Consider the following 24,113-nt stretch of genomic DNA (forward strand, 5'->3'; position numbering starts at 1 on the left):
TACGGAAAATTTACTCGCTAGCGCTCCTAAATTTCCGCAGAGCACGGCGTTATGTGGTCGATTGGGAGTTTATCCTTTGCTAAAAATATCAAAACGTATTGAAATAATTAAATCACTTTTGGATGAAAACACCAACCAGAGTCTAACTTACGCTGCTCTTGAATGTAGACTGACACTTGAATATATATGTTATGAGAGGTTTAAACTTTCATGTTCCTATTTGTCTGAAAAGGATTTGAATGGCTGGCGTCCTAGGGATGTTGTAAAACAAATGTCTGAAGAGGTTGACGAGGATATAAATAAAGGTTTTACCATTTCGGTCTGTAAGCATGCCTCTGGAGATAAAGTTCCTAAAACCAGGACTGAATATGAGTCACTTGAATATAATTATTTAGGTGAGCAATCGGCCCTAAAATTAAATAGATTACATAGTCTGTGGCAAGCTATTTCTAATGTAGCTCTACACATTCCCATTCCTAATATTAAATCAGAAGAACTAAATATATACGGAAATAATGAACAGATTTCCAAGAAAGTCACTGATATTTTAAAGTTTTTATCAACTTTAAATGGAAATATTTTAATGGGAGGGAGTCGAGGGGAAACTTTTAATTTTGAATGTTTTTTCTGTGAAACACCGATAAAGAAACCATTTAAATATCTGGCATCCGCGTCTATAGTCAATTGTATTAATCCAAATTGCGGAGAAAGCTATCTTATCGAACCAGATTCAGAAAATGAATTCGAGATAACAAGAAGAGTCATTAAGTTCCCTTGCCATAATTGTAAACTTGATCTTGAGATTCCATCGAATACGTTTAATAACTTGAGATTTAGACAAGTACTAAATGCCACTTGTGGTAATTGTAACGCATCCACAGATTTAATAATGAGCCCAATGATAAAAGAAAATATTCAATAAAAACCACATAACAAGTGACTATGGTGTTAATTCCTGATGTTAAACCATTTTATGACTCCACATGACACCATCGAATTTATGATCACTACAAGCTTTCTGCTACGCTCCAAATTTTCCGCTTAAGCGGACGTTTCTCTATTCCCGATTCCTTTCAATTACTTCAATAGCTTATGTAACCCTCAAATAGGTCATATAATTCAACTGGGATCAAACGTTGGAGGTACAACATGGCACTTAAATTTTACGATAGCTCTTTTCATGCAACCCACGACAATGAAACGGCAAGCAAGATAGCAATGAAAATAGACCTCTCCATCATGCTATCAAATTTGATAAAGGAACAAGGCTGGACTCAAAAAGTAGCCGCTGAAAGGTTAGGTATTCAGCAATCGAGAGTATCTGATTTGAAAAATGCAAAAATTGAAAAATTTACCATTGATGCAATGTTCGACATGCTAGATGTTTTAGGTTTTCGTACTCAAATGACGATGCCTTCATTGCATGAAGCTTCTATAGCTATTTCAAAGGTGCAAGAGGCTTAAAAACAGAGAAAGCCATGTAATTACAATGCCCGCCTAATCCCGCCGCCCACCAATCAATAGTATGTCCTATTAATTAACTTCATGACCATTTAATCGCATCCCATGCGACCTTAACTCAAGAAGCAACAATTCAAAAAAAGCCTACGACGCTGCAATTGGAATTGATCTAGCTCAAGACTAAACATTACTTCCTTAAATTTCCGCACAACAATGCCCACTAAGCGCATTGTGTTTGTTTCGTTCTTATTTCTTCCAATCTCTTTATCTTGATCTAACGCAATGTTTTGAAGTGACGGAGCATAGATAATCTCGCCTTATAGTAGCCTCAGATGGGTGAGGCTACGGTGGACGTTAGATAATAAGAACACTCAATTAAATGACCTTAAGTGTCTACAAGCGTCTTTTTTCTCAATCAAAATGAATGGGTTGAAGTTATATGATTAACGAAGCTGTAGTCGAGTTATCGCGCTTTCAGTTTGCTTTCACGGCTCTGTACCACTATTTGTTTGTCCCTTTGACGTTGGGGATGGCTTTCTTGTTGGCAATCATGGAGTCAGTCTATGTGATTACTGGCAAGCAAGTTTACAAAGACATGGTGAAGTTCTGGGGCAAATTATTCGGTATTAACTTTGCGTTGGGTGTGACAACAGGTTTGACGATGGAGTTCCAATTCGGGACAAATTGGTCTTACTATTCTCATTATGTTGGCGATATTTTTGGTGCGCCCTTGGCCATCGAAGGCTTAATGGCGTTTTTCCTAGAGTCTACTTTAGTGGGGTTGTTTTTCTTTGGCTGGGATCGCTTAAGCAAGGTAAAACACTTAATGGTGACGTGGGGCGTCGCATTAGGCTCTAACTTATCCGCATTATGGATCTTGATCGCTAATGGCTGGATGCAAAACCCAATTGGATCAGAATTCAACTACGAAACCATGCGCATGGAATTAGTGGATTTTAGCGCTTTGATCTTCAACCCAGTCGCTCAGGTGAAATTTGTTCACACGGTTTCTGCAGGTTACACAACAGGTGCCATGTTTGTATTGGTTATTTCTAGCTACTACTTATTAAAAGGCCGCGATCTTGCGTTTGCTCGTCGTTCTTTTGCCATCGCGTCTGCGTTCGGTCTAGCGTCTGTCTTGAGTGTTATTTTACTCGGTGACGAATCTGGCTACGAAATTGGTGAAGTACAAAAAGTAAAATTGGCGGCTATTGAAGCGGAATGGGAAACTCAGGAAGCACCAGCGGACTTCACCTTGATCGCTTTTCCAAATCAAGCGCTTCAAGAGAACGAATACGCGATCAAAATCCCTGGTTTGATGGGGCTTATTGCGACGCGCTCTCTTGATACCGAAGTTGAAGGTATTAAAGAACTGAAAGAGCACAATCGTCAGCGCATCATTAATGGTATTTACGCCAACCAATTGCTTGAACAACTGCGAGATGGCTCAACAGACCCAATCGTAAAATCGAACTTTGATAAAGTAAAAGACGACCTTGGTTACGGCTTACTCGTAACCGCGTTCAATGACGACATGAACAAGGTGACGTCCGAAGAAATCGACCAAGCGGTGGAATATTCTATTCCTCAAGTAGCGCCTTTGTTCTTTGCGTTCCGCATCATGGTGGGTTGTGGCTTCTTGATGTTGTTTGTCTTTGCTGCGGCTTTCTACCAAAACGCCCGTCGTCGTATTGGCAACAATCCAATGTTCTTGAAATTCATCGTGTTGTGTTTGCCACTTCCTTGGATTGCCAATGAAGCGGGCTGGTTTGTGGCCGAATACGGTCGTCAGCCTTGGGCGATTGGTGAAATTTTACCGGTTCATGTGGCGGTTTCTAGCTTAACCGCGACGGAAATTTGGATCAGTCTTGCAGGCTTCGGATTGCTTTATACAGCCTTCCTGATTGCGGAAATGTACTTGATGATTCGCTTTGCGAAACAAGGACCTTCTAGTTTGCACACTGGACGTTATGCACTTGAACAAGAAACGGCTCAGCTGAAGCAGGAGGTGTAAGATGGATTACGAATTATTAAAAGTGATTTGGTGGGGATTGATCGGCGTTCTCCTGATTGGTTTCGCGGTCACGGATGGTTTTGATATGGGCGTGGGCAGCTTGCTTAAGATCATCGGCGGAACCGATTCTGAACGCCGCATCATGATCAACTCGATTGCGCCTCACTGGGACGGTAACCAAGTATGGTTCATCACAGCGGGTGGCGCTTTGTTCGCCGCTTGGCCTGTGGTGTACGCAACGGCATTCTCTGGTTTTTACTTTGCCATGTTGTTGGTGCTGGCCGCGTTATTCTTCCGTCCAATCGGTTTTGATTATCGCTCCAAATTGGAAAATTCAAAATGGCGTACAAGCTGGGATTGGTGCATTGTCTTTGGTTCCGCGGTGCCGCCGATCATTTTTGGTGTGGCATTTGGTAACTTGTTACAAGGTGTGCCATTTGAGTTTGATCAATTTATGCGTGCGACTTATACAGGCTCTTTCTTTGCCTTGTTGAATCCATTTGGCATCCTGTGTGGCTTGGTGAGCTTGCTAATGCTGATGACGCAAGGCGGCGCTTGGCTGCAAATGAAAACCGACGATGCTTTGCTTTTAAAAGCCCGTCGTATTACGGCCATTACAGGTATTTTAGCCGCTGTTTTGTTCATTCTTGCGGGTGTTTGGTTGGCGTTTGGCATCGATGGTTATGTGCTAACCAGCGCAATCGATGGCAATGCGGTTATCACGCCATTGATGAAAACAGCAGAAGTGCAAGCGGGTGCGTGGTTAGCAAACTATGAAAAAGTCCCTGCGCTTATTCTGGCACCAATTGTCGGTATCGCGGGAATGCTGTGCGCAGCGCTCATGTCTGCAATGAAAAAAGGCTTCTTGTCTTTCTTGAGTTCATCTTTGGGTATTGCGGGCATTATCGTCACAGCAGGCGGTTCTATGTTCCCATTTTTGATGCCTTCTTCAAGTTTCCCAAGCATGAGTTTGACCATGTGGGACGCGACTTCCAGTGAAAATACCATGACGATCATGTTTGTAGTGGCGTGTATCTTCGTGCCAATCGTTTTGGCTTATACATTGTGGAACTATTTTGTGATGTATGGTCGTTTGACGAAGAAACACATCGAAGACAACAACCATTCGCTTTATTAATCATCATTTTTAGAACGGCAGGGCGCTGGTCGCTCTGCCTAAGAGGAAGACATTATGTGGTATTTCGCTTGGGTTCTCGGCGTATTGTTAGCTTGCTCTTTCGGTATTATCAATGCCGTTTGGCTAGACTTCAGTGGCTATGAAGGTGAAGAGGAGCAAAAGTAAACTCAATGACAAAACACAAGGAAGCAAAAAAAGCGCGACGAGCGGGTCGAATCAAAACACCTGAAGCCACATGGTTAGGTGAGTTAGCCGGCCAGCAATCAGCAAAATATCGTCTTGCTCAAGGCTTTGGAATCTTGTTTGCCGTGTCTTTGGTACTTCAAGCGTGGGCGTTCGCGAAGGTGTTTTCGGACATGGCGCTGCACCAAACGTTTTCCTTGTCATTGTTGATGATGGGGTTATTGGCTTTGTTATTACGGGCTTTGTCTAACTTTGGACGAGAACGTATCTGCACCAGCGCAAGCCGTGACATTCGCTACGGTTTGCGTCGTACATTGGTGTCGTATCTGACGCAATTGGGCCCAGCTCGATTGCGAATTGAAGAAGATGCGGCGCTGTCTACGCGCGTTTATGAACAAGTAGACGCACTAGACGATTTCTTCAGTCGCTATAAACCTCAAGTGTTTATGGTGACTCTCATTCCTTGTGTCATCTTGATGTCCGTGGTGTCTGTTTCTTGGATTGCCTTTTTTATCTTCATGATGACCGCGCCGCTGGTGATTATTTTCATGATTTTCGTCGGCCATAAAGCCGCGCAAGCCAATCGACGCCAGTTTAGCGTTTTGGCTATGTTGTCTAATCAATTCATGGATTTGAGCCAAGGTCTGTCTGAATTAAAGCGCCTCAATCGCACGGACGATGCCAGAAAGCGATTGTCTAGCAGCGCCAGCGTCTATCAAAAAACCACCATGAATGTGTTGTATCTGGCGTTTTTGTCTACCGCCACATTGGAACTGTTCGCGTCTTTATCCATCGCCATGGTCGCCTTGTATTTAGGCTTAGGCTTATTGGAAGCCTTGCCTTGGCAAGTTGGCTCGTCGCCTGTCACCTTAACGCAAGCGCTGTTTTTGTTATTGCTCGCACCAGAGTTTTATTTGCCATTACGCCAACTGGGTAACGATTATCACGCTAAGCAAAAAGCCGAGGCGGCGGCCACAGATTTATTGGAAATACTCAACAGTAAGGCGTCAGAAAACGCATCAAAAGACGTCTTTCAAGACGATGAGAATAAAGCCATTTCAAACAGTTTGATCGAGTTTCAACAGTTGAGTTGGAATGAGGCAGGGCGACAACGTTTGTCGCCGATCAGTGGCGATATCCACCAAGGTGAGCACGTGTGGTTAAGTGGCGAATCGGGTGTAGGCAAATCCAGCTTATTGCATTTATTACTCGGCTTTGAAGAAAATTATCAAGGCGCTTTTTTTATTCATGGCGATAAGTTTGATGATTTGAATCTGTCTGCGTGGCGCAAAAATCTTGCGTGGTTGCCGCAAGCGCCAGAATGGGTGAATGGCAGTATTCGCCGTAATTTGTTATTGGGCATTGACGCGCCAAGCGAAGACGAACTGCAAAGCGCCCTAGTCAAAAGCCAATGCGACGATTTCATACAGGCTTTGCCAGAAGGGCTCGAAAGTAAACTAACGGAACTCGGTGCTGGCTTGTCTGGCGGGCAAATGCAGCGTCTTTCCATTGCGCGAGCGTTACTGTCCAACGCTGATGTGTGGCTACTGGATGAACCTTGTTCTGGGTTAGACGAAGACACCGCGCAAGCGGTACTGACAACGTTAGAAAAGGTCTCAAAAGGCAAAACCTTACTGATCGTCAGTCATGATACTCACCCCATTCAATGGGCAGACAAACATTGGTCACTTTCAAAAGGAGGGTTGCAGCAATGAGTTCGTCCTCTTTAAAGACAACCACCAAACTGACGTTAAAAAGTCTATTACTTGCCAACCTTTGGGGTTTTGTCATTCCAGTGCTTTTGGGGGTGATTGCCAGTTTAGCGGGCGTGGGTTTGTTAGGGCTTTCTGGCTGGTTTATTTCTGCGGCAGGTTTGGCAACGGCGCTTGGCATCAACCTAAGTTTTAACTATTTAACGCCCGGCGCCATTGTTCGTGGTTTGGCGATTTTTCGCACCGCTGGGCGTTATGGCGAACAAGTGGCGGCGCACAACCATTTATTAGGTTTGCTGCGCACATTGCGTCTTTGGGTGTGGGATCAGCGCGTCGCCAAAGACTCGGCCAATTTGCACAAACAAAGCCGAGGCGATTTATTACAGCGATTGGTGAGCGACCTTGATCAAATCATTCGTTGGCCTTTGGTGGTGTTTTTGCCTTGGCTTTATGCTTTGTTAAGTTACGCGGCGGTTGCGGTATTGGCTTATGTTATTTCCCCTTTTTTATTGTGGCCTTTAGCCATCGCAGCAATCTGTCATATTGTATTGATTCCTTATGTTTGTGGCCGCTTTGCCAGCCACTCGGTGCATGTGGCGCAAAGCCTTGGCGTGCATCGTCGTAGTCGTTTTATCAGTGTTTTTTCGGCGTTGATAACACTGACCATTCGTGGGCATTGGAAAGATTACGCCGAACGTTTGAATCAATTGGATGAACGCCAACGACGCATGGAAATCATTACTCAGAATGCCGTCAGTGTAGGGCGCTTGTTAAGTTATCTCGTTACTATTGTTTTGCTTTTTAGCAGCGTCTATTTAGTCAGTTACTATTCAGCACTGACGAAAAGTTGGACGTTGGTGAATGGTGTTCATGGCACTTGGCTTGTCGGCTTGATTTTGTCTTTGCTTGCGGTCAATGAATTGGTTTTGCCCTTGGTGCAATCTTTCGTCGCACAAGGTCAGTCACAAGTTGGGCTACGTCGATTGAATCAATTGCATCAAAGTGAACAGGCTTGCTCTCAAACATTGCTAACAGATAAGAGCAAGATTGATTCGATGATGTTCAAACAATTTCGTGGCTTTCACGAGCCAAGCGGAATGGGCAATCACGCCATCGATTTAGAGATAAAAGCAGGTGAGGTTGTTTGGATTCGTGGCGTAAGCGGCTCAGGGAAATCCACTTTACTCGCTGCCATCGCAGGAGATTGTTTATCGACAGGCACCGCGCTGATCAATGGCGAAGAGCAATCCATCTACAACAATTCAGATTACCAAGCGGCATTAAGCTACTTGCCGCAATCGCCTTATATCTTTCAGCAAAGTGTTGGTGCGAATTTGCGTCTTGGTAACCCAAACGCCACAGACGACGAGATGCTTGCAGTTCTTAAGGCTGTTGCCTTAGAGGATTGGCTAAAAGATCTACCAAACGGACTCGATACGTTACTCAGTGCACAAGGCCGAAACCTTTCTGGTGGACAACGTAAACGCCTCGCCTTAGCGCGTTTATTATTAAGAAAGTCGCCAGTATTATTGCTCGATGAACCCTTCGACGGCCTCGACAAAACCACGATTGACGTGATTTTCCAATCGCTTCAAAACGACTATAAACCAGAAATACTAATGCTTGTTAGTCATGTCGAGAGCAGTCTTGTGGATGATTCAAGAATTATCGAACTTTAAAATTCTTTCCTGAGAAGTTTTTTGAACTAAAACTCAAGCCACTGCGTAAAACAGAACAATTCATTATTCATGAGAATTCATAATGGCATTGTCTGAAGAAAATAAATCACGAATTATTGAGATGGCGTGGGAGGATAGAACACCATTTGAGGCGATAGAGTTACAATTTGGCTTTAATGAATCTGGTGTGATTCGCCTCATGCGTAGCTGTTTAACGCCTCGTAGCTTTAAGCTATGGCGCTCAAGAGTTTATGGACGTTCGACCAAGCATTTGAAGCTAAGAAATCCAGAAGTTTCAAGAGCCTATTGTCCTACGCAATATAAGCATAAATAGCGCTGCCTTAGAGGTTTGTGCTCATTTATTTAGGTGAAGGGGCTAAAGCAGCTCTTGATTGGTTACAGCAAACTTTGTGAGTGTTTAACCCTTGATACAAGACGGTTGCTAGGTTTGAATAGTTCTTGTGTTTATAAAGGGTAAAGCCATGCTCTAAAAGTTTTTACGAACACCAATGACAAATTCGGTGTTTGAATCATCTTGGTCGTTTGTGCCACCAAATGGTGTGCTGTCACTGATAAAATCAATCGCGGCGTAAATGTCTACGCCATACAATTCAGGAAAATCTCGTCCCAATTCTGTACGTACGGTTAGAGCTGTATCATTAGAGTCGTCTGGCATCCAGTAGCCGATTGAAGCATCCAAATACAGTCGATTACTTAAAAATGCTTCATAGCTTAGTTCTGGGTACCAGGTTTTCTTTTTGATGCCACGGTAAAGAGCGAGATCTAAATTGTTACCGAATGAGGTGCCGATTTTGAATTCAGTTTCATCGCCTTTTTCATCAACAAGATAGTTGTAGGTGATGACTTCTAGATCGATATTGAATCCATCAAATTGGTTTTTATAGCCAAAGCGGACGTCCATTTCGACAGATAAGCCTTCTGCGTCGTCTGATGTATCAATGTTGATCAAATGAATGCCGCCATAGGCATTACCAACTTGTTCTGTGGCTTTGAAATAGGCAGCAAGGTTGTTATCCGTTTGTGTAATGCCGCGGAATAAATAGTCTGTCATGAGGCCAATTTGTTTAGTGGTTTGAGCATGAGCTCCTGTGGCTGCGAAACTAATCATTGTCAGGGTAATAAGCTTTTTCATTGTTTGTCCTTTCTCGCTGAGTCAAATAACCTTATCTAAATCCGATGATGTAAAGTAAGAGCATCTGCATTGTTGGCTGAGAGTAGAGGGCTCTGATTATTGGGTCAATTGGCGGTACATAGTTTCTAGACGTTTCTTACACACCTTATGTTCTCTTGTCTTTTTTTCTCCTTTTTCCGTATCTTTCTTTACGTAGCTATAGTGTTGTTCTTTCTTGTTTTGTTGTGGATGTTTAGTCAAAAAAAGTGAGGAGGAGAAGAGCAATAGCGCTTAGGTTGGTTCTCTATTATCTGTTGGGCTGCTTGTTTATGTTTACTAAGAATAGGGAATTTTGGGAGAAGAAATATTTCAGTCTAAAATTATGTGGAATTTATTCGATATAAATCAAAAATACTGGGTTAACTTACTGAAATTAAAAAGATTTTAACTTTTATTTAGATACTATTTTATGACCTTTTAGACATTTTTTGATCCATTCTAGTTATTCAGATGAAAAAATTACATGGATTCGGTGTGTGTCTGACGCCAAAAAGGTGTATATTCTCACGCTCTAGTGAACATATAATAATACAATTGAGTTTTTTTAGGAGTTATATATGACTAAACCAGTTATTGGTTTCATCGGCCTTGGTCTTATGGGCGGCAACATGGTTGAAAACCTACAAACTCGCGGTTTTCAAGTAAACGTAATGGATCTTAACAAAGACGCTGTTGCTGCTGTTCTTGCTCGTGGTAACGCTTCTGAAGCGGCTACAGGTAAAGAATTGGCTGAAAAAAGCGATATCGTAATGCTTTGCCTAACTACTTCTAACGTAGTTGAAGCAGTTGTTTACGGTGAAGAAGGTATCCTAGCTGGTATGTCTGAAGGCAAAACATTAATTGACTTCGGTACTTCTATCCCTGCTTCTACTAAGAAAATTGGTGCTGATCTTGCTGCTAAAGGTGCAGGCATGATTGATGCTCCTCTAGGTCGTACACCAGCTCACGCTAAAGACGGTCTATTGAATATCATGGCCGCTGGTGATGAAGCTACGTTCGCAAAAGTTAAGCCTGTTCTTGACGAGCAAGGCGAAAACGTTTTCTACCTAGGTGCACTAGGTGCCGGTCACGTAACTAAGCTAGTTAACAACTTCATGGGTATGACAACTGTTGCAACTATGTCTCAGGCATTTGCTGTTGCAGAGCGTGCTGGTGTTGATGGTCAGCAATTGTTTGACATCATGTCTGCTGGTCCTTCTAACTCTCCATTCATGCAGTTCTGTAAATTCTACGCTGTAGATGGCGAAGAAAAACTAGGTTTCTCTGTTGCTAACGCAAACAAAGATCTTGGTTACTTCCTTGCTCTATGTGAAGAGCTAGGCACTGAATCTTTGATCGCTCAAGGTACTTCTAAGAGCTTGCAAGCTGCTGTTGACGCTGGCTTGGGTCAAAACGATGTTCCAGTTATCTTTGATTACTTCAAAACTCTAAACAAGTAATATTAATAACTTAAAAAAACCACGCACTGTCTTTTGGCAGTACGTGGTTTTTTTGTTTTTGCGCTTTGTTTATAAGCTATTTAATTACTTAGCTTTCGTCCAAGCAAACTGTTGGAACATTTCATCAACAGGTGTTTTAGCAACATGGTTAACGTAGTTGCTGATCACTTTTTGAGACAGGCCTAGAATAATTTCCAATACTTGCTTCTGAGCGTAACCAGCGGCGTAGAAAGCTTCCAATTCTGCATCTGATGCGAAACCACGGTTACGAACAATAGACAAAGTAAGATCTTGCAAAGCTTGTAGCTTAGGTGTCGGCATTGGTTGGCTATTGCGTAATGCATCTGTCAGTGCTGGATCTACTCCCATCATATTGGCAATCGCTGTGTGTGCAGGAACACAGAAGTGACATTCATGCTCAACATTGATGGTTTGCCATACCACTGTTAATTCTTCCGCGTTAAAAGAAGTATTTGTGAAAGCTTGATGCAATTGAGTGTAAGCCGTCAAAATTTCTGGTGATTCCGCCATAACAGCATAAAGACCTGGAATTTTCCCCAGTTGCTCTACAGCACCTTCCAAAATAGCTTTGCTGCCTTCAGGCGTCGTTTCAAGAGTGTGAAATGTAAATTCGCTCATAATTCGTATCCTTATTTAATGTTGTAAAACGTTTGTTAAAAGGTTTGCCTTTCAATGAGAAACAATTTATCTGGAATTGAACGAACGTTCAAGATATATTTGAACAATCGCTCAATTGTTTTTTGTCATAAGGTTATGCCATGAGTAAAAAAGCCAAATTTGATCGCCAGCTGGTGATTGAAAACGCAACAAATCTTTACTGGGAGAAAGGGTATCACGCGACTTCTATGCGTAATCTGCAAGATGCAATAGATATGCGACCAGGAAGTATTTATGCCGAATTTGGTAGTAAAGATGGGGTGTTCAAAGCTTCTCTAGAGCATTATGCTCAGCTTGGATTGGCAGAATTAGAGAATTTACGAGTACATTCCACTTCACCAGTAGAAGCATTAAAGAGCTTTGTTAAGCAGGTGGTCATTGATTCTCAAGACGAATCGCCAAGTTGCATGTGCATGCTTGCAAAAACAGTTGCAGAGCTAACAGATGATCAACCAGAGTTATTGAGTGTAGCAAAAAGTGCGTTGAAGTCTGTCGAAGATCAATTCGCACAACTTATTGTAGAAGCGCAAAAGAAAGAGGAAGTCGGTAAAAGTAAAGACCCACAAGAACTGGCGCGTTTTTTACAAATTCAAATTACCGGTTTGCGTGTTTATGCTAGAACCAGTGATGATAATGGCCCGTTAGAAAAGATGATTGATGAATTGTTTGATCACCATCCTTTCCAATAAGTCCTCTGACTCTCGTCATTTATTTGCCTTGATTTACGAGTAAAATGAAAGGAACTGATTTCAGAAGGGTAGAGGAAGATGAAGTTTTTAGTCTTTTTAGGTTCGGTTCGTAATAGCACGCCACCAAAGCCAGCACGTTTAGGAGAGAGAGTCGCTCAAGCTTGTATGCTTTGTTTGTCTGAGCGATTTTCTGATCATGATATTGAGCTGGTGGATGCGCTTGATTACCCTTTAGAAACGGTTTTTAAACCTCAGTTTGCATATGCAAAGGGACGCGCGCCAGACGCTTTGGACTCTTTGGCTGGGAAAATCGCAGAAGCCGATGGATTTATTATGGTAAGCCCAGAATACAATCATTCTATGAGTCCGGCACTCGCCAATTTATTGAATCACTTTGGTAGCTCGTTATTTTCCTATAAGCCGAGTGCGATTGTGACGTATTCCGCTGGGCAGTGGGGGGGAATGCGTGCAGCAGTTGGTATGCGTACTTTTCTTTCTGAACTGGGGTGTTTATCTGTTTCCGCTATGATTCATGTACCAAAAGCTCAAGAAGCATTTGACGAACAGGGTCAGGTACAGGAAGGCGAAGACAGAAGCGCTTGGTTTGACTATTTTGGTCGTACGTTTCATCAATTGACTTGGTGGACACAGGCTGCCAAACAGCAAAAAGAGAAAGTCGACCCCTTTTCGTTGGCTAAAGAATTTGTAGCCGATCCTTCGCAGCGTAACGCGCCCTGATCGAAAACGACTTCATTTATTTAAATCATAAAAAAGCGGATTAACTGATTAGTTAATCCGCTTTTTTGTTGCCTGTTAATCGATTCGATTAGAAGTCGTAAGAGGCTTTTAAATATACACGACGGCGTTCACCGACGATGGCGCCAGAGACTTCGTTAAATCCTGCAAGCGCGTATTCTTCATCAAATAGGTTTTTGATGTTGGCTTGGAATTTCCAATCTTGCCATCTTGTTTGCCATGAAAGGTCATAGATGGTGTAAGGCTGGATGGTAAAAGGCTCATCATAGCTTGTTGTACGGTCTGTACGCTCACCAACATATTCCATTCCAAATGCAATAGAAGAAGTAATGCTTGGGAATTCATAGCGAGTCCATAAGCCAAGTTGGTGGTATGGATTGTTCGCTAGAATACGATAAACAGTGTTGTCTTCTGATATGTCATCAGCTTCTACATCATTATATGTGTAGCTAATATTAGCGACCCAGCGAGGTGTGATGTCTACTAATACATCCACTTCAAGGCCTTGGCTTCGTACTTCACCAATGGCAGCAGTATTACCATCATCATCTGCGGTAATCGTATTATTACGGACAATATGATATACCGCAGTATTGATGTTCAATCGGTTGTTTAGTAAATAAGTTCGCATACCGATTTCAAACTGCTTCGACTCTTCAGGGTCGAATAAAGAACCATCTTCTGAATCGGCTTGATCAGAAGCACTTTGCGGTGTTAACCCTGTTGAGAAAGAGGTATAAGGCTTAACTCTTTGGTTGAGGTCATAGGTCGCACCAATTCGAGCTGAGTAGCCTATATCGTTATATGAAGCATTACTTGAAGAGTCTGTATTATCAACGTAATCCTCTTCGAAATAATCTAAACGAGCACCTGCTAGCACATTGAGCTTCTCAGTTGCTTGCCATTGATCTTGAATGTAAGCACCAATTTGGTTTAGCTCGGTTACTCTATCTGTATTTAAATTAGCACTGTCTCTTATATCATAAGAGCTAATATCGGCATCATAAGCAGGGTCGGTCAAACTCAAGTTATCAACGTTTTTGTAATAGAACAATTCATCTTCACTGGCAAAATGATAATCCGCGCCGGTAACTAGTGTGTGCTCTCCAAGATCTGCAACGAAGTAAGACGCTAGATCAAAACCTTTATAGATACGTGTTTGATCTTGGTAACGACGTGTTACTTCGTCATACTCACCATCGTCATCTGTATCAACTAAAGCTCTTGCTTGGTGGAACTTAATGATTTCTTCTGTTTCGTAGTAACGCAAAGTGAAATTACTGTCTAACCAGTCATTAATAGAGTGCTCTAAGCTGGCCTGAAAAATATCGGATTCGAACTTTTGATAATCATCCGGCTCGTTACTGTTCCAAGAGATATCAGTTAAGAAATTGCCGTCAGAATCAATTGGCACACCACGTAGGCGTTCGCCAAGCTGGTAAAAGTGTGTGTATTGAAGTGTTAGCGTGCTGTCATCACTTAAATCCCAAGCATAGCCAAGGTCAATGATTTCATTGTCTTCTTCGACATTGTTGCGATAAGAACCTTCACTACTGGAGTAAATACCAGCACGGTATCGCTGTGTGCCATCTTCATTGACTGGACCGGAAGACTCAACACTGCCACTCAAGAAATCTTTATTTCCTGCTGTTAGCTCAATGTTGTTCTTTTGTTCGTACGTTGGCTTTTTGGTCACATAGTTAATGACACCGCCAGCTTCACCTGCGCCATAAGCAGCACCAGAAGGGCCTTTTAGACTTTGTACTTGCTCAATGTTAAATAATTGGGGAATGGTAAAGGTGCGGAATGGGTCGCCTTTAATTCCATCGTAAAGGACTTGGCTTTCTTGCTCAAAACCACGCATTTTGATGATGCCATAGTTTAAGTATGAAACGCCTGACATAGAGCGGTAAATATCTGGTGCTTCATTTGCAGCTTGATCTTCAATGAGGTCTTGTGTGATGACTTGAACAGACTGAGGTGTTTTATCAATGAGTGTTGAAGTACGAGTTGCAAATGTCGCTTCATCTTCTTTGTAAAGCGTAAGAGCACGACCTTCCACTTCAATAGATAGCACATTGTCTGATGACGTTTCTGCTAACGTGGCAGTCGAAAAAGCAAGCGCTCCGAAAGCTTGCATCATAATTAGAGATTTTTTTAAGCGCATAGTAACTAATCACTGTGGTAGAAATGAAAGCGTATATTAGTGATTTTGAGAATCACTTTCAATTTGTAGTGCAAGGAAATAGCATTAAATCCACAATTTTTGTTGTAAAAGTGAAGAATAAGGTGGGATTAGCGATTACAAAGTGGAGTTTGAAAAGAAGCTTTTAAGTTTTAGTACTGTTGTATACCCACATTAAGCAGCTACTGCCGGAATTGGAATACTTTTAATGAATTAACATTATCTTTCAAAAAGGGCAGGGAGCAACAAAGGCGAGCCACGCTTGAGTAAACGGATGACGAAACTCTAACCGATAAGCATGAAGTAAAAGGCGTGGTTCGTTGGTGTATTGATCATCGTAAAACTCATCGCCAATGATGCCATGACCAAGGCTTTGCATGTGGACGCGCAGTTGGTGTGATCGCCCAGTGAAAGGGGTGAGGCGAACGCGAGTTGTTTGTCCTTCGTAGGCCATTTTCTCCCAGAAAGTGATGGAGTCTTTGCTCCATTCATCGGTGCAAACGATCTGTCTTGGTCGATTTGGCCAATCACACCTTAGTGGTTTTCGTACTTGTCCTGTGTCGCCTTTGAGGTGACCGCGCAACAAGGCACGGTACTCTTTTTTAACTTCTCGTTCACGAAAATGTGCATACATACGTTTTTGGCATTCATGGGTTTTCGCGACAAGAATCAAGCCAGAAGTGGCTTCATCAAGGCGATGTATCGAGAACGCTTCCCCAAACAAGTACTCTGCTCGATGTAAGATAGAATCGAGCTTGTCTGGTCCACGACCGGGCACAGACAAGCAGTTGGCTGGTTTGTTAATGACTGCAAACCAGTCATCTTCGTAGAGTATGTCTAATGTCGCTTGTTTGTTTAGGGGGGCTTGCTCATCTCGCACGGAGTTTTATTCCGGCTTAGTGGTTAAAATAATACGGATGGCATCGAGGCGAATTTGGTGTTCATCAATTCGTACCAAGCCTTCCTGCATATTGTTTTCCAACAGCTCAATGTCTTCATCACGAATCGCGCTGTTAAAGGATTTCAATTCGATCAGACGATCAATTTCATTTTGACAGCGATGTTGATAAGACGTTTTAGCCGCTTGAACGATTGGGCGAGACTGATCTTGAGCATTTAATTGATGAGCTTGTAATACTTCAATCAAGTTTTTACGCAAAGCTGCGACCCATTGTTCAGCCACTCGGTTTGGCACACCCTTGAGCTTTTCAGCCCATTTGTCTGCAGTAAATTGCTGGTGGAGGAATTTGCCGTTGGAGTCAGACAACTGCCACATTGGCGTCATAGGTAATGATTGAGCCAGTTTCAAACGCGGGTGCGCTGTCGCTTCAATAACAAACATACTCTCAACCAGTACTGTCCCTTCTGGAAGCGCTGAAATCGGAAGGATTGCTGAAGTCAGTTTGCCAGAATCAAAGCCTTGAACTTCGTCCATTAGCATGGCGATAAGAGGATGTTCCCAAGTAGCAAAAGCAACGTTCTCACGTTGGCTCGCTTGGCGACGATCCAGCATTAACATTTTACCTTCTTCTTCGATACCCGGAAGCGCTTCTAACATCATGTCGGTGGAAGGGCGTAAGAACCATGCGGCTTTTTCTGGTGTGTCATCCATGCATTCTGCATAAATATTGAATGCGTGAGTGACTTGTTCGATGTAATTATGCAAGCCTTTAGTTGCTTGGTGATTAATCTGGTCGATTAAGTCTCGAGCTTGTTCAGGTCGGCACGAACTCATTTCAAGTAATCGATTTCGACCTTCTTCCATTTGCTTCAAAAGGGCTTCATGGTAAACGCGGGCTTCGTTGAGTAAGTCTGCGTCGTCATCTTGTCCATGAAGGTAAGCATGTAAGCTGTCACCAAATGCTTCTTCCACTTTATCGCCAGAACCTGTTGTGCGGCAAAAAGCATTTAAAGCGTGGTGATACCAGTTGAACAGACGCTCTTGTACGCTTTCTTTAATGAAAGGTACGTGTATTTGTACGTCGTTTAATTGCCCTAGGCGATCCAAGCGTCCAATACGTTGCTCTAATAAATCTGGATGCTCAGGCAAATCATACATAACGATATGATGGCTGAATTGGAAGTTTCGGCCTTCACTGCCAATTTCTGAACAAACCAATACTTGGGCACCGTCTTCATCAGCAAAATAAGCCGCGGCTCTGTCACGGTGAATCAAAGGCATTTGTTCGTGGAAGTCAGCGCTTTGGAAGCCAGCAAAAGTTAACTGATCATTTAGCCATTGTGCCATATCAGCAGTGTGACAAATCACCAGTACTTTATCTGCCTGACATTCTAGAAACTCTTTTAACCATGACCAACGTGGATCTTTTTCCCATAAGCCATCTGCCACTTCTGTTTCTGGCTGAATATGGTGGCTTGCCGAGGCAAAAAACTCATTGTTTTCTAGAGCGTAAGAATGCAAGTAACGATTAGGGAAACCGCCGACTGCTGCCCGTGTATTACGGAACATTTCACGACCTGTACCGTGGCGGTCAATCAGCCAACTAATGGCTTCTTGAGCCGCTTGTACAAGGTCTTTTTTCGAACTATCGGTTAAATCAATAAACCAATCTTTGACTTTTACTTCATCCAAATAGTCAGCGAATAAACTCTGCCAATCAAGCGGTTTAGCAGTGCTTCCTTCTTGCGTGAATGGTAATAATGCTTCTGCTAATTCGGCTGCTTGCTTGAATTCTTGCTGTTGAGCTAAGTAACGGTCGAAATCATGATAATGGTCAGCATCTAAAAGCTGTAAACGAGAAAAGTGTTCTCGTTCACCTGTCTGTTCTGGAGTCGCGCTTAATAGTAAAAGTGATTCTGTTTGAGCCGCAAGACGGGCCACAACTTGATAGCCAATACTTGGGGTTTCTGGGTGCCAAGCTAGGTGGTGAGCTTCATCCACAATAACCATGTCCCATTCAGCATCCAGCATGTGCTGAGTGGCTTTTGGGTGTTGGCTTGCCCAATCGATAGGAGCAATTACAAAAGGTTGCTGCTCGAATGGGTTGTCGTCACCTTCCATGAAATCTTCGTATACGGATTCATTGATAAGGGAAAACGGCTGATGGAACCGGCGCAGCATTTCAACTAACCATTGGTGTTGCAAGTTGGTTGGCGTCAAAATCAGAACTCGTTTACACAAGCCGTTCAACAGGCGTTGATGCAAAATCAAACCTGCTTCTAGCGTTTTACCCATACCAACTTCATCACATAAAAGGGCGCGAGCTTTAGGGCGGTTGGCAATTTCATGGGCAAGATAGATTTGGTGAGGTAAAAGCTCGGCTTTTAAGCCCATTAAACCACGAACTTGTGAGGCGGCGTTTTCAGCTTGATGCTCTAAAGTGTGGCGACGAAGGTCAAACCACATACGGCGTGCTGGAGACAAAGCCAATAGAGAATCTAGCTCGTTTTTATCGTTGCGTGGGAATTGAATTAAAGATTCTTCTAGCCAATCTTCGTCATCGCTAATGCGGTATTCGATAAGATCATCAACGTCTTCTACTTCTAGGACTGTATAAGTTTCGCCTTGAAAATGGAGTTGGTCGCCAACGGTTAATGTGCGGCGAACAAGGCTCGTTTGGTCGTATGAATATAAACGATCGGTTTCTGCATCAGGAAAGTGCAAGGTAAAAGATTTGTTTTGTTTGTCTACTATCATGCCTACGCCGAGATCAGGCTCGTTGCGGCTGCTCCATCTTTGTCCAGTTTGATACATGGTTATGCTTTGTCCGATTCAATTAAAGTTAAGCTACCTTGGCATAAATCCGTCAGTATGACTTTTTGTTCTGGCCAAGTACGTTCAATGACAGCAAGATCAATAATAATCTCGTCACTGTATGTTTTGTTGGTGATTTCTATGTCACTTTGTTCTAGCCAATATTCAACCTTACCTAACAAAGGATAGGTTATTTTCAGTTGAACAGGGCTACGCGGGTAAACACTTTCATAAATTGTTTGCGCAAGGGCCTCTTGCACTGCTTGACTGTAAGCTCTTACTAATCCGCCAGCCCCAAGTTTGATACCACCAAAAAAGCGTGTTACCACAACTGTTGTTTCGCCAAAATCGGAATGTTGTAAAACATTCAACATGGGCTTTCCTGCTGTTCCTTTTGGTTCGCCATCATCACTTTGATCCCATAAATGTGCATTGTTTGGCATACCGGCAATAAATGCCCAGCAATTATGATTAGCATCTGGGTATTTGCTTTTCATTTCATCAATGAAGGCTTTAGCCGCAGCACGACCTTTTGTTCGGCCCACAGTTGTAATGAATTGACTGTTTTTTATTTCTAGATCAAAGCGTTGCGTGTGTGTTGGGCTTAGGTAGTAATCCATGTAAACTTGCTTAACGGTTGTTTTCTCTATAAAAATAGCGAGTTTTAATTTATATGGCAGATTGGCTTTCACAATCAATTTGGGTGTTATCGGGCTTTTGTATCAGCACGATTCTTATTTCTGGCGTTGCTGCCGCTATTGTACAGGCTATGCGCCGTCAGTGGCAGCAGGCAGAAGAAAAAATGCAGCAACAAAATGAGGAATTATTGCGTCTTTTAGAAAAATCGAAAGATCAAATTCATTATTTGGAGAAAGAGTCTCTGACGTTAGAGCAACAATTCGCTGCCGCACAAAGTGTATGGCAAGAAAAAGAAACCTTTTATCGAGAGCAGAAAAAACAAAATGAGACAGAGTTTAAGCAACTAGCTCATGAAATTATGACCCAACAAGGTCAGCAGCTGGCGAAAGAAAACGAGCGTCAACTTGGAACCTTGTTAACGCCTTTGGGTTCACAGATTCAGAAATTCCAAGAAAGTGTTGAAAAGAGTTACCAAGAGGAAGCCCGAGAACGCTTTTCTTTAGTGAAAGAGATTAAAGGCTTGCAGCAGCTTAACCAGAAAATTAGTGATGATGCGGTGAGTTTAACGCATGCGCTTAAAGGTCAAAACAAGTTACAAGGTGGCTGGGGTGAAGTGATTTTAGAGCGTATTCTAGAACGCTCAGGATTAGAAAAAGGTCGTGAATATCAAATACAAACGTCTTATCAAACAGAAAACGGTCGTCGTTTACAGCCCGATGTTGTGATTCACCTTCCAGAAGGCAAACAAATTATTGTTGATTCGAAAATGGTCTTAATCAGTTACCTTGCCTATATGGAAGCGGAAACGGATGAAGATAGAAATCGAGCGTTGAAACTGCACTTAGATGCAATACGCCGTCACATGAAAGATTTAAGCTCAAAGTCTTACCATGATTTACTCGGCGTGACCTCATTGGATTTTGTGCTTCTCTTTATTCCAATTGAAGCGGCATTTGGTCTAGCGTTACAAGCGGATAATGGTTTGTTCAGTGAAGCCTTTGAACACAATATTATTATTGTTGGGCCATCTAATTTATTAGCCACTTTAAGAACCATTCAGAATATTTGGCGTAATGAGAAGCAGAGCCAAAACGCCATTGAAATCGCTCGACAAGCGGGCGCCATGTACGACAAGTTTTCAGGCTTTGTTCAAGATATGGATGACATTGGCAATAAATTAGAAGCGGTAAGTCGCAGTCATGATTCGGCGTTGAAAAAGCTGACAGTGGGACGTGGTAATCTTGTTTCACGAGCTGAGAAGCTCAAGCTGATGGGAGCAAAAACCAGTAAAGCTTTGCCAACAGAATATTTGAATGATGACGATTCAACAATGAATAAACAATAGTTCACTTCACTCTTATGCTTATTGTATTTTGAAATAGGTCGCTGGCAGCTTAAGATTCAAACTTCCAAAGTATGGCGGCTGTTTGAATGTATTTCGCTGTTTGTAAATCCAACAAAATACCGGCCGTTAGTCGTTTTAAATCAGCCCCATCAGGAGTTTTCTCAGAGTGAGCAATGATTTCTAGATCTAAATGATTGTTCAAATAGTGCAATCGAGTGTTTGGAATATCCACATAGCTTGTATGTTGACATAGCAAGAAACCTAAGTCCGCTAATATTTGGTGGCGTGCTGGCAATTTAAGTAAAGGTGGCTTTTCTGATGTAGGTTCTTGGATAAAGCTGTCTATTTGGATTTTTTCATCCGTGTCTATGTGAACCATCACATCTTCAACTTGAGGATGTGCTTGCTTAATGGTGTAAGCTACCAAATCGCCAAGGTAGTGGCCTTCACTGACACTGGCATGGCTAGGTACATGAATGTGCATATCCAGATAAATTTTTCCCGCCATAGATCTGGCTCTCATATCATGAGGTGCCATGACATGTTTTAAACTGTTGGCTGTTTCCTTGATTTGCTCCATCAGTTTTGGGTCTGGTGCCGTATCGACTAATTCTGCGAGGTTTTCCCAAACCATGCTGACAGCCATTTTGCCAATTAATAAAGCCACCACGATGGAAGCAACCATATCAGCCCAAGTGTAACCAAAATAAACGCCGACTAAGCCAATCAATACTGTAATAGAAGATAGTGCATCACTGCGGCTGTGCCAGGCATTTGCAACGAGCATTTTGCTGCCAATTTGATCACCCGCTTTTTTCGTGTAATGAAAAATGGCTTCTTTTACTATGATGGTGAGCAATAGAGCGGCTAGGCCATACCAAGTAAATTGCGCTTGTACACCGTCTGCTTGTGCGCCGATAGATTCATAAGCAATGCCAATGGCCACAATTATTAAAACCATGCCTAAAAAGACAGTGGTGAGCGTTTCAAAGCGAAGGTGGCCGTAAGGGTGATTCTCGTCAGGACCTTGGCGAGAGTTAGCTGATGCAAAGTAAACAAATACGTCGGTAACTAAATCAGATAATGAGTGAATACCGTCAGCCATGAGAGCTTGAGATTGAGAAAAATAACCAGCAAGGATTTTAGCGAAGCCTAAAATCGCGTCCCAAATGGCCCCGACGAGAGTTACGCGTTTTGCTATGCTTTGTTCTTGCTTAAGTTTTGACATTTATCCACTCAATAATGCTAAAAAGCTTAATGGCTCATGGTGTTTGTTGTGTAAATATTGTGGCACTTAGGAGATATTAGCGTTGTTATTGGCTTAGAGAATGTTCTCCCCAAGCTTATCCACGACATCTGTGGAAAAGCTTTAAGTTTCTTTTTAATCAGTCGATTTCAAACCACTGGCAATAAGCAGCAAAGAAATCTCTCATTGTCAGCGACATGATAGAAAAGTTTGCATCCATGTCTGATAAACCACCGCCTTGAGAGTCATTGAAAGCGGCTTCTTTTAGTGCATCATCAAACTTTATTTTTCGTAATGTTAAGTCTTCATGAAGCACAAAACTCAGTTTGTCGGTCCACCGAAGAGCCAGGTTTTTAACCGCCATGCCATGCTCTAGGTGGCGTGTCACGTCTTCTGATAATGGCTCTAACGCTTTAAAGCGAATAGTGGCTTTGTCTTCTGAAGCGTCTTGAATTTCACATTCAGCACCAGTTTCTAAACTGGCTGGAACTTCGTTTTTAATTAGCCAGTCTGTCATCACAGAAGCCGGTGAAACTTGAGCTTGTAGTGGTGTCATTGGGAAACTGCCAAGAGTTGTTTGAAGGTGCTTGAAAAGCAGTTCAGTCATTCCAGCATTGGTGCTGTTGAGAACCAATATTTTTGCTTTTAAATCAATGTATGCCCAGATGTCAGTGCGTTTTGAAAAAGCTTTTGGACGTAATGTGAAGACCAATTCGTCTTTCATATCAGATTGTTCTTTTCGGCCAACTTTTCGGCCTTCGATTAATTCGATTTCAGCAACTTTGGCTTCTAGTTCTTCTCGAACAACTGAGCTTGGTAAGACTTTTTCTTCTTTGCCTGCACGGAATAATAGACAGCGATCACTGACTAGACTCCATTGTTCACTGTTTCGAATAAGAGGCATCCAACCGAAAGAGAACTCATCTTGTGATCCGCATTCTTTCAAAGGAAACTCTGGGATTTTTTTGATCAGTTCGTTTGTATCGAGTGATTCTGTGTCTTTTAATTGGAAGATCTGGGCATTCTTGAACCACATAGTTAGTCTCTCACGGCTTCTTTAAAGTGTTTACGGCAAACAGATAGATAGCGATCATTGCCACCAATTTCTACTTGTGCGCCTTCCTTAACGGGAATTCCTTGCTCATTCATTCGGATAACCATTGTTGCTTTGCTACCACAATGACATACGGTTTTTAATTCAATCAATTTATCAGACCAAGCGAGAAGGGCTTGGCTGCCTTCAAATAGTTCGCCTTGGAAATCGGTGCGAATACCAAACGCGAGAACAGGAATATGCAAGTTATCAACAATTTCGGATAAATCGTAAACCTGTTCTTTGGTTAAAAACTGAGCCTCATCGATAAGGATGCAGCTGAGTGCATTGCTTTCGTTTCTGCTCTTTACTAATTCAGGAATATTGGTGTTTTTATCAAACAAGCTGGCTTCTGCAGAAATGCCAATTCGTGAGGCAATTTTGCCTGTTTCAAAACGGTCATCTATAGAAGCGGTTAATAATAAAACGTCCATGCCTCGCTCTTGGTAGTTATGAGCGGATTGCAATAACACTGTCGATTTCCCTGCGTTCATTGCAGAATAGTAATAGTACAGTTTAGCCATATTTGGTCTGTTTATTTCGGTTGCTTGATAAATTGGCTGGTTAGTATATCAAATCACTATTCTGTGTGGGATTTTTTCATGTCCAGCACCTTGTTATTAATGAAGTACTGAATGCTTTGACAGGCGTTGTGTTTGTTTAGTCTTTTTTAGCGGATTTCATGGTTTTGCTTATTTGCTGAGTCAGCCATTCTGCGCGTTTGATTCCCTGTTTCTCACATAAGAAATCCAGATGTTCGAGGGTATCTTGATCAATGACCAATTCGAGTCTTTTTAGGCCTTGGGCTTTTTCTTTTTCTCGTTGCGCACGTTTGTTGATTTTTAATTGCTCTTTTCGGCTCAACATGTGAGTGCGAGGTCTGCCAGGTGTTTTACCAAATATGTCGATTGTGTTTCGATCTGAGAATGCTTTTGCCATGGTTATATGA

Annotated in this window: 22 protein-coding genes; 12 read left to right on the forward strand and 10 right to left on the reverse strand. The window is 42.4% G+C overall.

Features of this window, described 5'->3' with window-relative positions; all coding sequences use genetic code 11:
- The first annotated feature begins 76 nt into the window (after positions 1–76).
- The 8 genes from ABFY09_RS08010 (at position 77) to ABFY09_RS08045 (ending at position 8,521) form a co-directional block, all read left to right on the forward strand.
- A complete protein-coding gene (locus tag ABFY09_RS08010; protein WP_347983787.1) occupies positions 77–922 on the forward strand; it encodes a hypothetical protein in 846 nt (281 codons plus the stop codon).
- A gap of 227 nt (positions 923–1,149) precedes the next feature.
- Positions 1,150–1,464 carry an XRE family transcriptional regulator gene (locus ABFY09_RS08015; RefSeq protein ID WP_347983788.1) on the forward strand — a complete coding sequence of 105 codons (315 nt, stop codon included), beginning with the start codon at positions 1,150–1,152 and terminating at the stop codon, positions 1,462–1,464.
- A 436-nt stretch (positions 1,465–1,900) separates the two neighbouring features.
- Entirely contained in the window at positions 1,901–3,475 is a 1,575-nt protein-coding gene (locus ABFY09_RS08020; RefSeq protein ID WP_347983789.1) for a cytochrome ubiquinol oxidase subunit I, read from the forward strand.
- Position 3,476: 1 nt separating this feature from the next.
- Positions 3,477–4,613 (forward strand): cytochrome d ubiquinol oxidase subunit II, encoded by a 1,137-nt coding sequence (cydB, locus tag ABFY09_RS08025; RefSeq protein WP_347983790.1) that lies wholly within the window; start codon positions 3,477–3,479, stop codon positions 4,611–4,613.
- A 54-nt stretch (positions 4,614–4,667) separates the two neighbouring features.
- Positions 4,668–4,778 carry a cytochrome bd-I oxidase subunit CydX gene (cydX, locus tag ABFY09_RS08030; RefSeq protein WP_191594814.1) on the forward strand — a complete coding sequence of 37 codons (111 nt, stop codon included), beginning with the start codon at positions 4,668–4,670 and terminating at the stop codon, positions 4,776–4,778.
- 5 nt (positions 4,779–4,783) lie between these two features.
- Positions 4,784–6,511: a thiol reductant ABC exporter subunit CydD gene (gene cydD / locus ABFY09_RS08035; protein ID WP_347983791.1), complete on the forward strand. Its 1,728-nt coding sequence runs from the start codon at positions 4,784–4,786 to the stop codon at positions 6,509–6,511.
- Positions 6,508–8,187 carry an ATP-binding cassette domain-containing protein gene (locus ABFY09_RS08040; protein WP_347983792.1) on the forward strand — a complete coding sequence of 560 codons (1,680 nt, stop codon included), beginning with the start codon at positions 6,508–6,510 and terminating at the stop codon, positions 8,185–8,187. The genes cydD and ABFY09_RS08040 overlap by 4 nt, the downstream gene beginning before the upstream one ends.
- Positions 8,188–8,269: 82 nt before the next feature.
- The gene (locus tag ABFY09_RS08045) at positions 8,270–8,521 is read left to right on the forward strand and encodes a TIGR03643 family protein (protein ID WP_347983793.1); all 252 of its coding nucleotides are present in this window, start codon (positions 8,270–8,272) and stop codon (positions 8,519–8,521) included.
- 153 nt (positions 8,522–8,674) lie between these two features.
- On the opposite strand, the gene ABFY09_RS08050 is transcribed toward ABFY09_RS08045, so the two are convergent.
- Positions 8,675–9,340 carry a TorF family putative porin gene (locus tag ABFY09_RS08050; RefSeq protein WP_347983794.1) on the reverse strand — a complete coding sequence of 222 codons (666 nt, stop codon included), beginning with the start codon at positions 9,338–9,340 and terminating at the stop codon, positions 8,675–8,677.
- A gap of 596 nt (positions 9,341–9,936) precedes the next feature.
- Between ABFY09_RS08050 and ABFY09_RS08055 the strand changes: the two genes are divergently transcribed.
- Positions 9,937–10,818, forward strand: a complete 882-nt coding sequence (locus tag ABFY09_RS08055) for an NAD(P)-dependent oxidoreductase (RefSeq protein WP_317003355.1) — start codon at positions 9,937–9,939, stop codon at positions 10,816–10,818.
- An 84-nt stretch (positions 10,819–10,902) separates the two neighbouring features.
- Here the strand turns inward: ABFY09_RS08055 and ABFY09_RS08060 are convergent, their stop codons facing one another.
- On the reverse strand, positions 10,903–11,457 hold the full coding sequence (locus tag ABFY09_RS08060) for a carboxymuconolactone decarboxylase family protein (protein WP_347983795.1): 555 nt from the start codon (positions 11,455–11,457) through the stop codon (positions 10,903–10,905).
- 140 nt (positions 11,458–11,597) lie between these two features.
- On the opposite strand from ABFY09_RS08060, the gene ABFY09_RS08065 reads away from it, so the two are divergent.
- Together ABFY09_RS08065 and ABFY09_RS08070 are read left to right on the forward strand one after the other, a co-directional pair.
- Positions 11,598–12,185 (forward strand): TetR/AcrR family transcriptional regulator, encoded by a 588-nt coding sequence (locus ABFY09_RS08065; RefSeq protein WP_347983796.1) that lies wholly within the window; start codon positions 11,598–11,600, stop codon positions 12,183–12,185.
- 78 nt (positions 12,186–12,263) lie between these two features.
- Positions 12,264–12,923 (forward strand): NAD(P)H-dependent oxidoreductase, encoded by a 660-nt coding sequence (locus ABFY09_RS08070; RefSeq protein ID WP_347983797.1) that lies wholly within the window; start codon positions 12,264–12,266, stop codon positions 12,921–12,923.
- Between the two features lie 88 nt (positions 12,924–13,011).
- On the opposite strand, the gene ABFY09_RS08075 is transcribed toward ABFY09_RS08070, so the two are convergent.
- The 4 genes from ABFY09_RS08075 to ABFY09_RS08090 all read right to left on the reverse strand — a co-directional run bounded on the left by ABFY09_RS08075 (position 13,012) and on the right by ABFY09_RS08090 (position 19,461).
- Entirely contained in the window at positions 13,012–15,108 is a 2,097-nt protein-coding gene (locus ABFY09_RS08075) for a TonB-dependent receptor (protein ID WP_347983798.1), read from the reverse strand.
- Between the two features lie 244 nt (positions 15,109–15,352).
- Positions 15,353–16,006: an RluA family pseudouridine synthase gene (locus tag ABFY09_RS08080; protein ID WP_347983799.1), complete on the reverse strand. Its 654-nt coding sequence runs from the start codon at positions 16,004–16,006 to the stop codon at positions 15,353–15,355.
- Between the two features lie 6 nt (positions 16,007–16,012).
- On the reverse strand, positions 16,013–18,841 hold the full coding sequence (rapA, locus tag ABFY09_RS08085) for an RNA polymerase-associated protein RapA (RefSeq protein ID WP_347983800.1): 2,829 nt from the start codon (positions 18,839–18,841) through the stop codon (positions 16,013–16,015).
- Between the two features lie 2 nt (positions 18,842–18,843).
- On the reverse strand, positions 18,844–19,461 hold the full coding sequence (locus tag ABFY09_RS08090) for a YigZ family protein (protein ID WP_347983801.1): 618 nt from the start codon (positions 19,459–19,461) through the stop codon (positions 18,844–18,846).
- A gap of 53 nt (positions 19,462–19,514) precedes the next feature.
- On the opposite strand from ABFY09_RS08090, the gene rmuC reads away from it, so the two are divergent.
- Positions 19,515–20,825 (forward strand): DNA recombination protein RmuC, encoded by a 1,311-nt coding sequence (gene rmuC / locus ABFY09_RS08095; protein ID WP_347983802.1) that lies wholly within the window; start codon positions 19,515–19,517, stop codon positions 20,823–20,825.
- A gap of 49 nt (positions 20,826–20,874) precedes the next feature.
- On the opposite strand, the gene ABFY09_RS08100 is transcribed toward rmuC, so the two are convergent.
- From ABFY09_RS08100 to ybfE, 4 genes are all read right to left on the reverse strand, one after another.
- Entirely contained in the window at positions 20,875–22,053 is a 1,179-nt protein-coding gene (locus ABFY09_RS08100) for a cation diffusion facilitator family transporter (protein ID WP_347983803.1), read from the reverse strand.
- A 157-nt stretch (positions 22,054–22,210) separates the two neighbouring features.
- Positions 22,211–23,107 (reverse strand): recombination-associated protein RdgC, encoded by an 897-nt coding sequence (locus ABFY09_RS08105; RefSeq protein ID WP_347983804.1) that lies wholly within the window; start codon positions 23,105–23,107, stop codon positions 22,211–22,213.
- Positions 23,108–23,109: 2 nt separating this feature from the next.
- Positions 23,110–23,688, reverse strand: a complete 579-nt coding sequence (locus ABFY09_RS08110) for a thymidine kinase (RefSeq protein ID WP_347983805.1) — start codon at positions 23,686–23,688, stop codon at positions 23,110–23,112.
- A gap of 136 nt (positions 23,689–23,824) precedes the next feature.
- Positions 23,825–24,103, reverse strand: a complete 279-nt coding sequence (gene ybfE, locus ABFY09_RS08115) for a LexA regulated protein (protein WP_347983806.1) — start codon at positions 24,101–24,103, stop codon at positions 23,825–23,827.
- Between the last annotated feature and the right edge of the window lie 10 nt (positions 24,104–24,113).

Source organism: Marinomonas sp. 5E14-1, assembly GCF_039939215.1.
Classification (GTDB): domain Bacteria; phylum Pseudomonadota; class Gammaproteobacteria; order Pseudomonadales; family Marinomonadaceae; genus Marinomonas.

Coding starts and splice junctions, on each gene's coding strand:
- ABFY09_RS08015 (WP_347983788.1), top strand. CDS start 1,150: ATGGCACTTAAATTTTACGATAGCTCTTTTCATGCAACCCACGACAAT.
- ABFY09_RS08020 (WP_347983789.1), top strand. CDS start 1,901: ATGATTAACGAAGCTGTAGTCGAGTTATCGCGCTTTCAGTTTGCTTTC.
- cydB (WP_347983790.1), top strand. CDS start 3,477: ATGGATTACGAATTATTAAAAGTGATTTGGTGGGGATTGATCGGCGTT.
- cydX (WP_191594814.1), top strand. CDS start 4,668: ATGTGGTATTTCGCTTGGGTTCTCGGCGTATTGTTAGCTTGCTCTTTC.
- cydD (WP_347983791.1), top strand. CDS start 4,784: ATGACAAAACACAAGGAAGCAAAAAAAGCGCGACGAGCGGGTCGAATC.
- ABFY09_RS08040 (WP_347983792.1), top strand. CDS start 6,508: ATGAGTTCGTCCTCTTTAAAGACAACCACCAAACTGACGTTAAAAAGT.
- ABFY09_RS08045 (WP_347983793.1), top strand. CDS start 8,270: ATGGCATTGTCTGAAGAAAATAAATCACGAATTATTGAGATGGCGTGG.
- ABFY09_RS08050 (WP_347983794.1), bottom strand. CDS start 9,340: ATGAAAAAGCTTATTACCCTGACAATGATTAGTTTCGCAGCCACAGGA.
- ABFY09_RS08055 (WP_317003355.1), top strand. CDS start 9,937: ATGACTAAACCAGTTATTGGTTTCATCGGCCTTGGTCTTATGGGCGGC.
- ABFY09_RS08060 (WP_347983795.1), bottom strand. CDS start 11,457: ATGAGCGAATTTACATTTCACACTCTTGAAACGACGCCTGAAGGCAGC.
- ABFY09_RS08065 (WP_347983796.1), top strand. CDS start 11,598: ATGAGTAAAAAAGCCAAATTTGATCGCCAGCTGGTGATTGAAAACGCA.
- ABFY09_RS08070 (WP_347983797.1), top strand. CDS start 12,264: ATGAAGTTTTTAGTCTTTTTAGGTTCGGTTCGTAATAGCACGCCACCA.
- ABFY09_RS08075 (WP_347983798.1), bottom strand. CDS start 15,108: ATGCGCTTAAAAAAATCTCTAATTATGATGCAAGCTTTCGGAGCGCTT.
- rapA (WP_347983800.1), bottom strand. CDS start 18,841: ATGTATCAAACTGGACAAAGATGGAGCAGCCGCAACGAGCCTGATCTC.
- ABFY09_RS08090 (WP_347983801.1), bottom strand. CDS start 19,461: ATGGATTACTACCTAAGCCCAACACACACGCAACGCTTTGATCTAGAA.
- rmuC (WP_347983802.1), top strand. CDS start 19,515: ATGGCAGATTGGCTTTCACAATCAATTTGGGTGTTATCGGGCTTTTGT.
- ABFY09_RS08100 (WP_347983803.1), bottom strand. CDS start 22,053: ATGTCAAAACTTAAGCAAGAACAAAGCATAGCAAAACGCGTAACTCTC.
- ABFY09_RS08105 (WP_347983804.1), bottom strand. CDS start 23,107: ATGTGGTTCAAGAATGCCCAGATCTTCCAATTAAAAGACACAGAATCA.
- ABFY09_RS08110 (WP_347983805.1), bottom strand. CDS start 23,688: ATGGCTAAACTGTACTATTACTATTCTGCAATGAACGCAGGGAAATCG.
- ybfE (WP_347983806.1), bottom strand. CDS start 24,103: ATGGCAAAAGCATTCTCAGATCGAAACACAATCGACATATTTGGTAAA.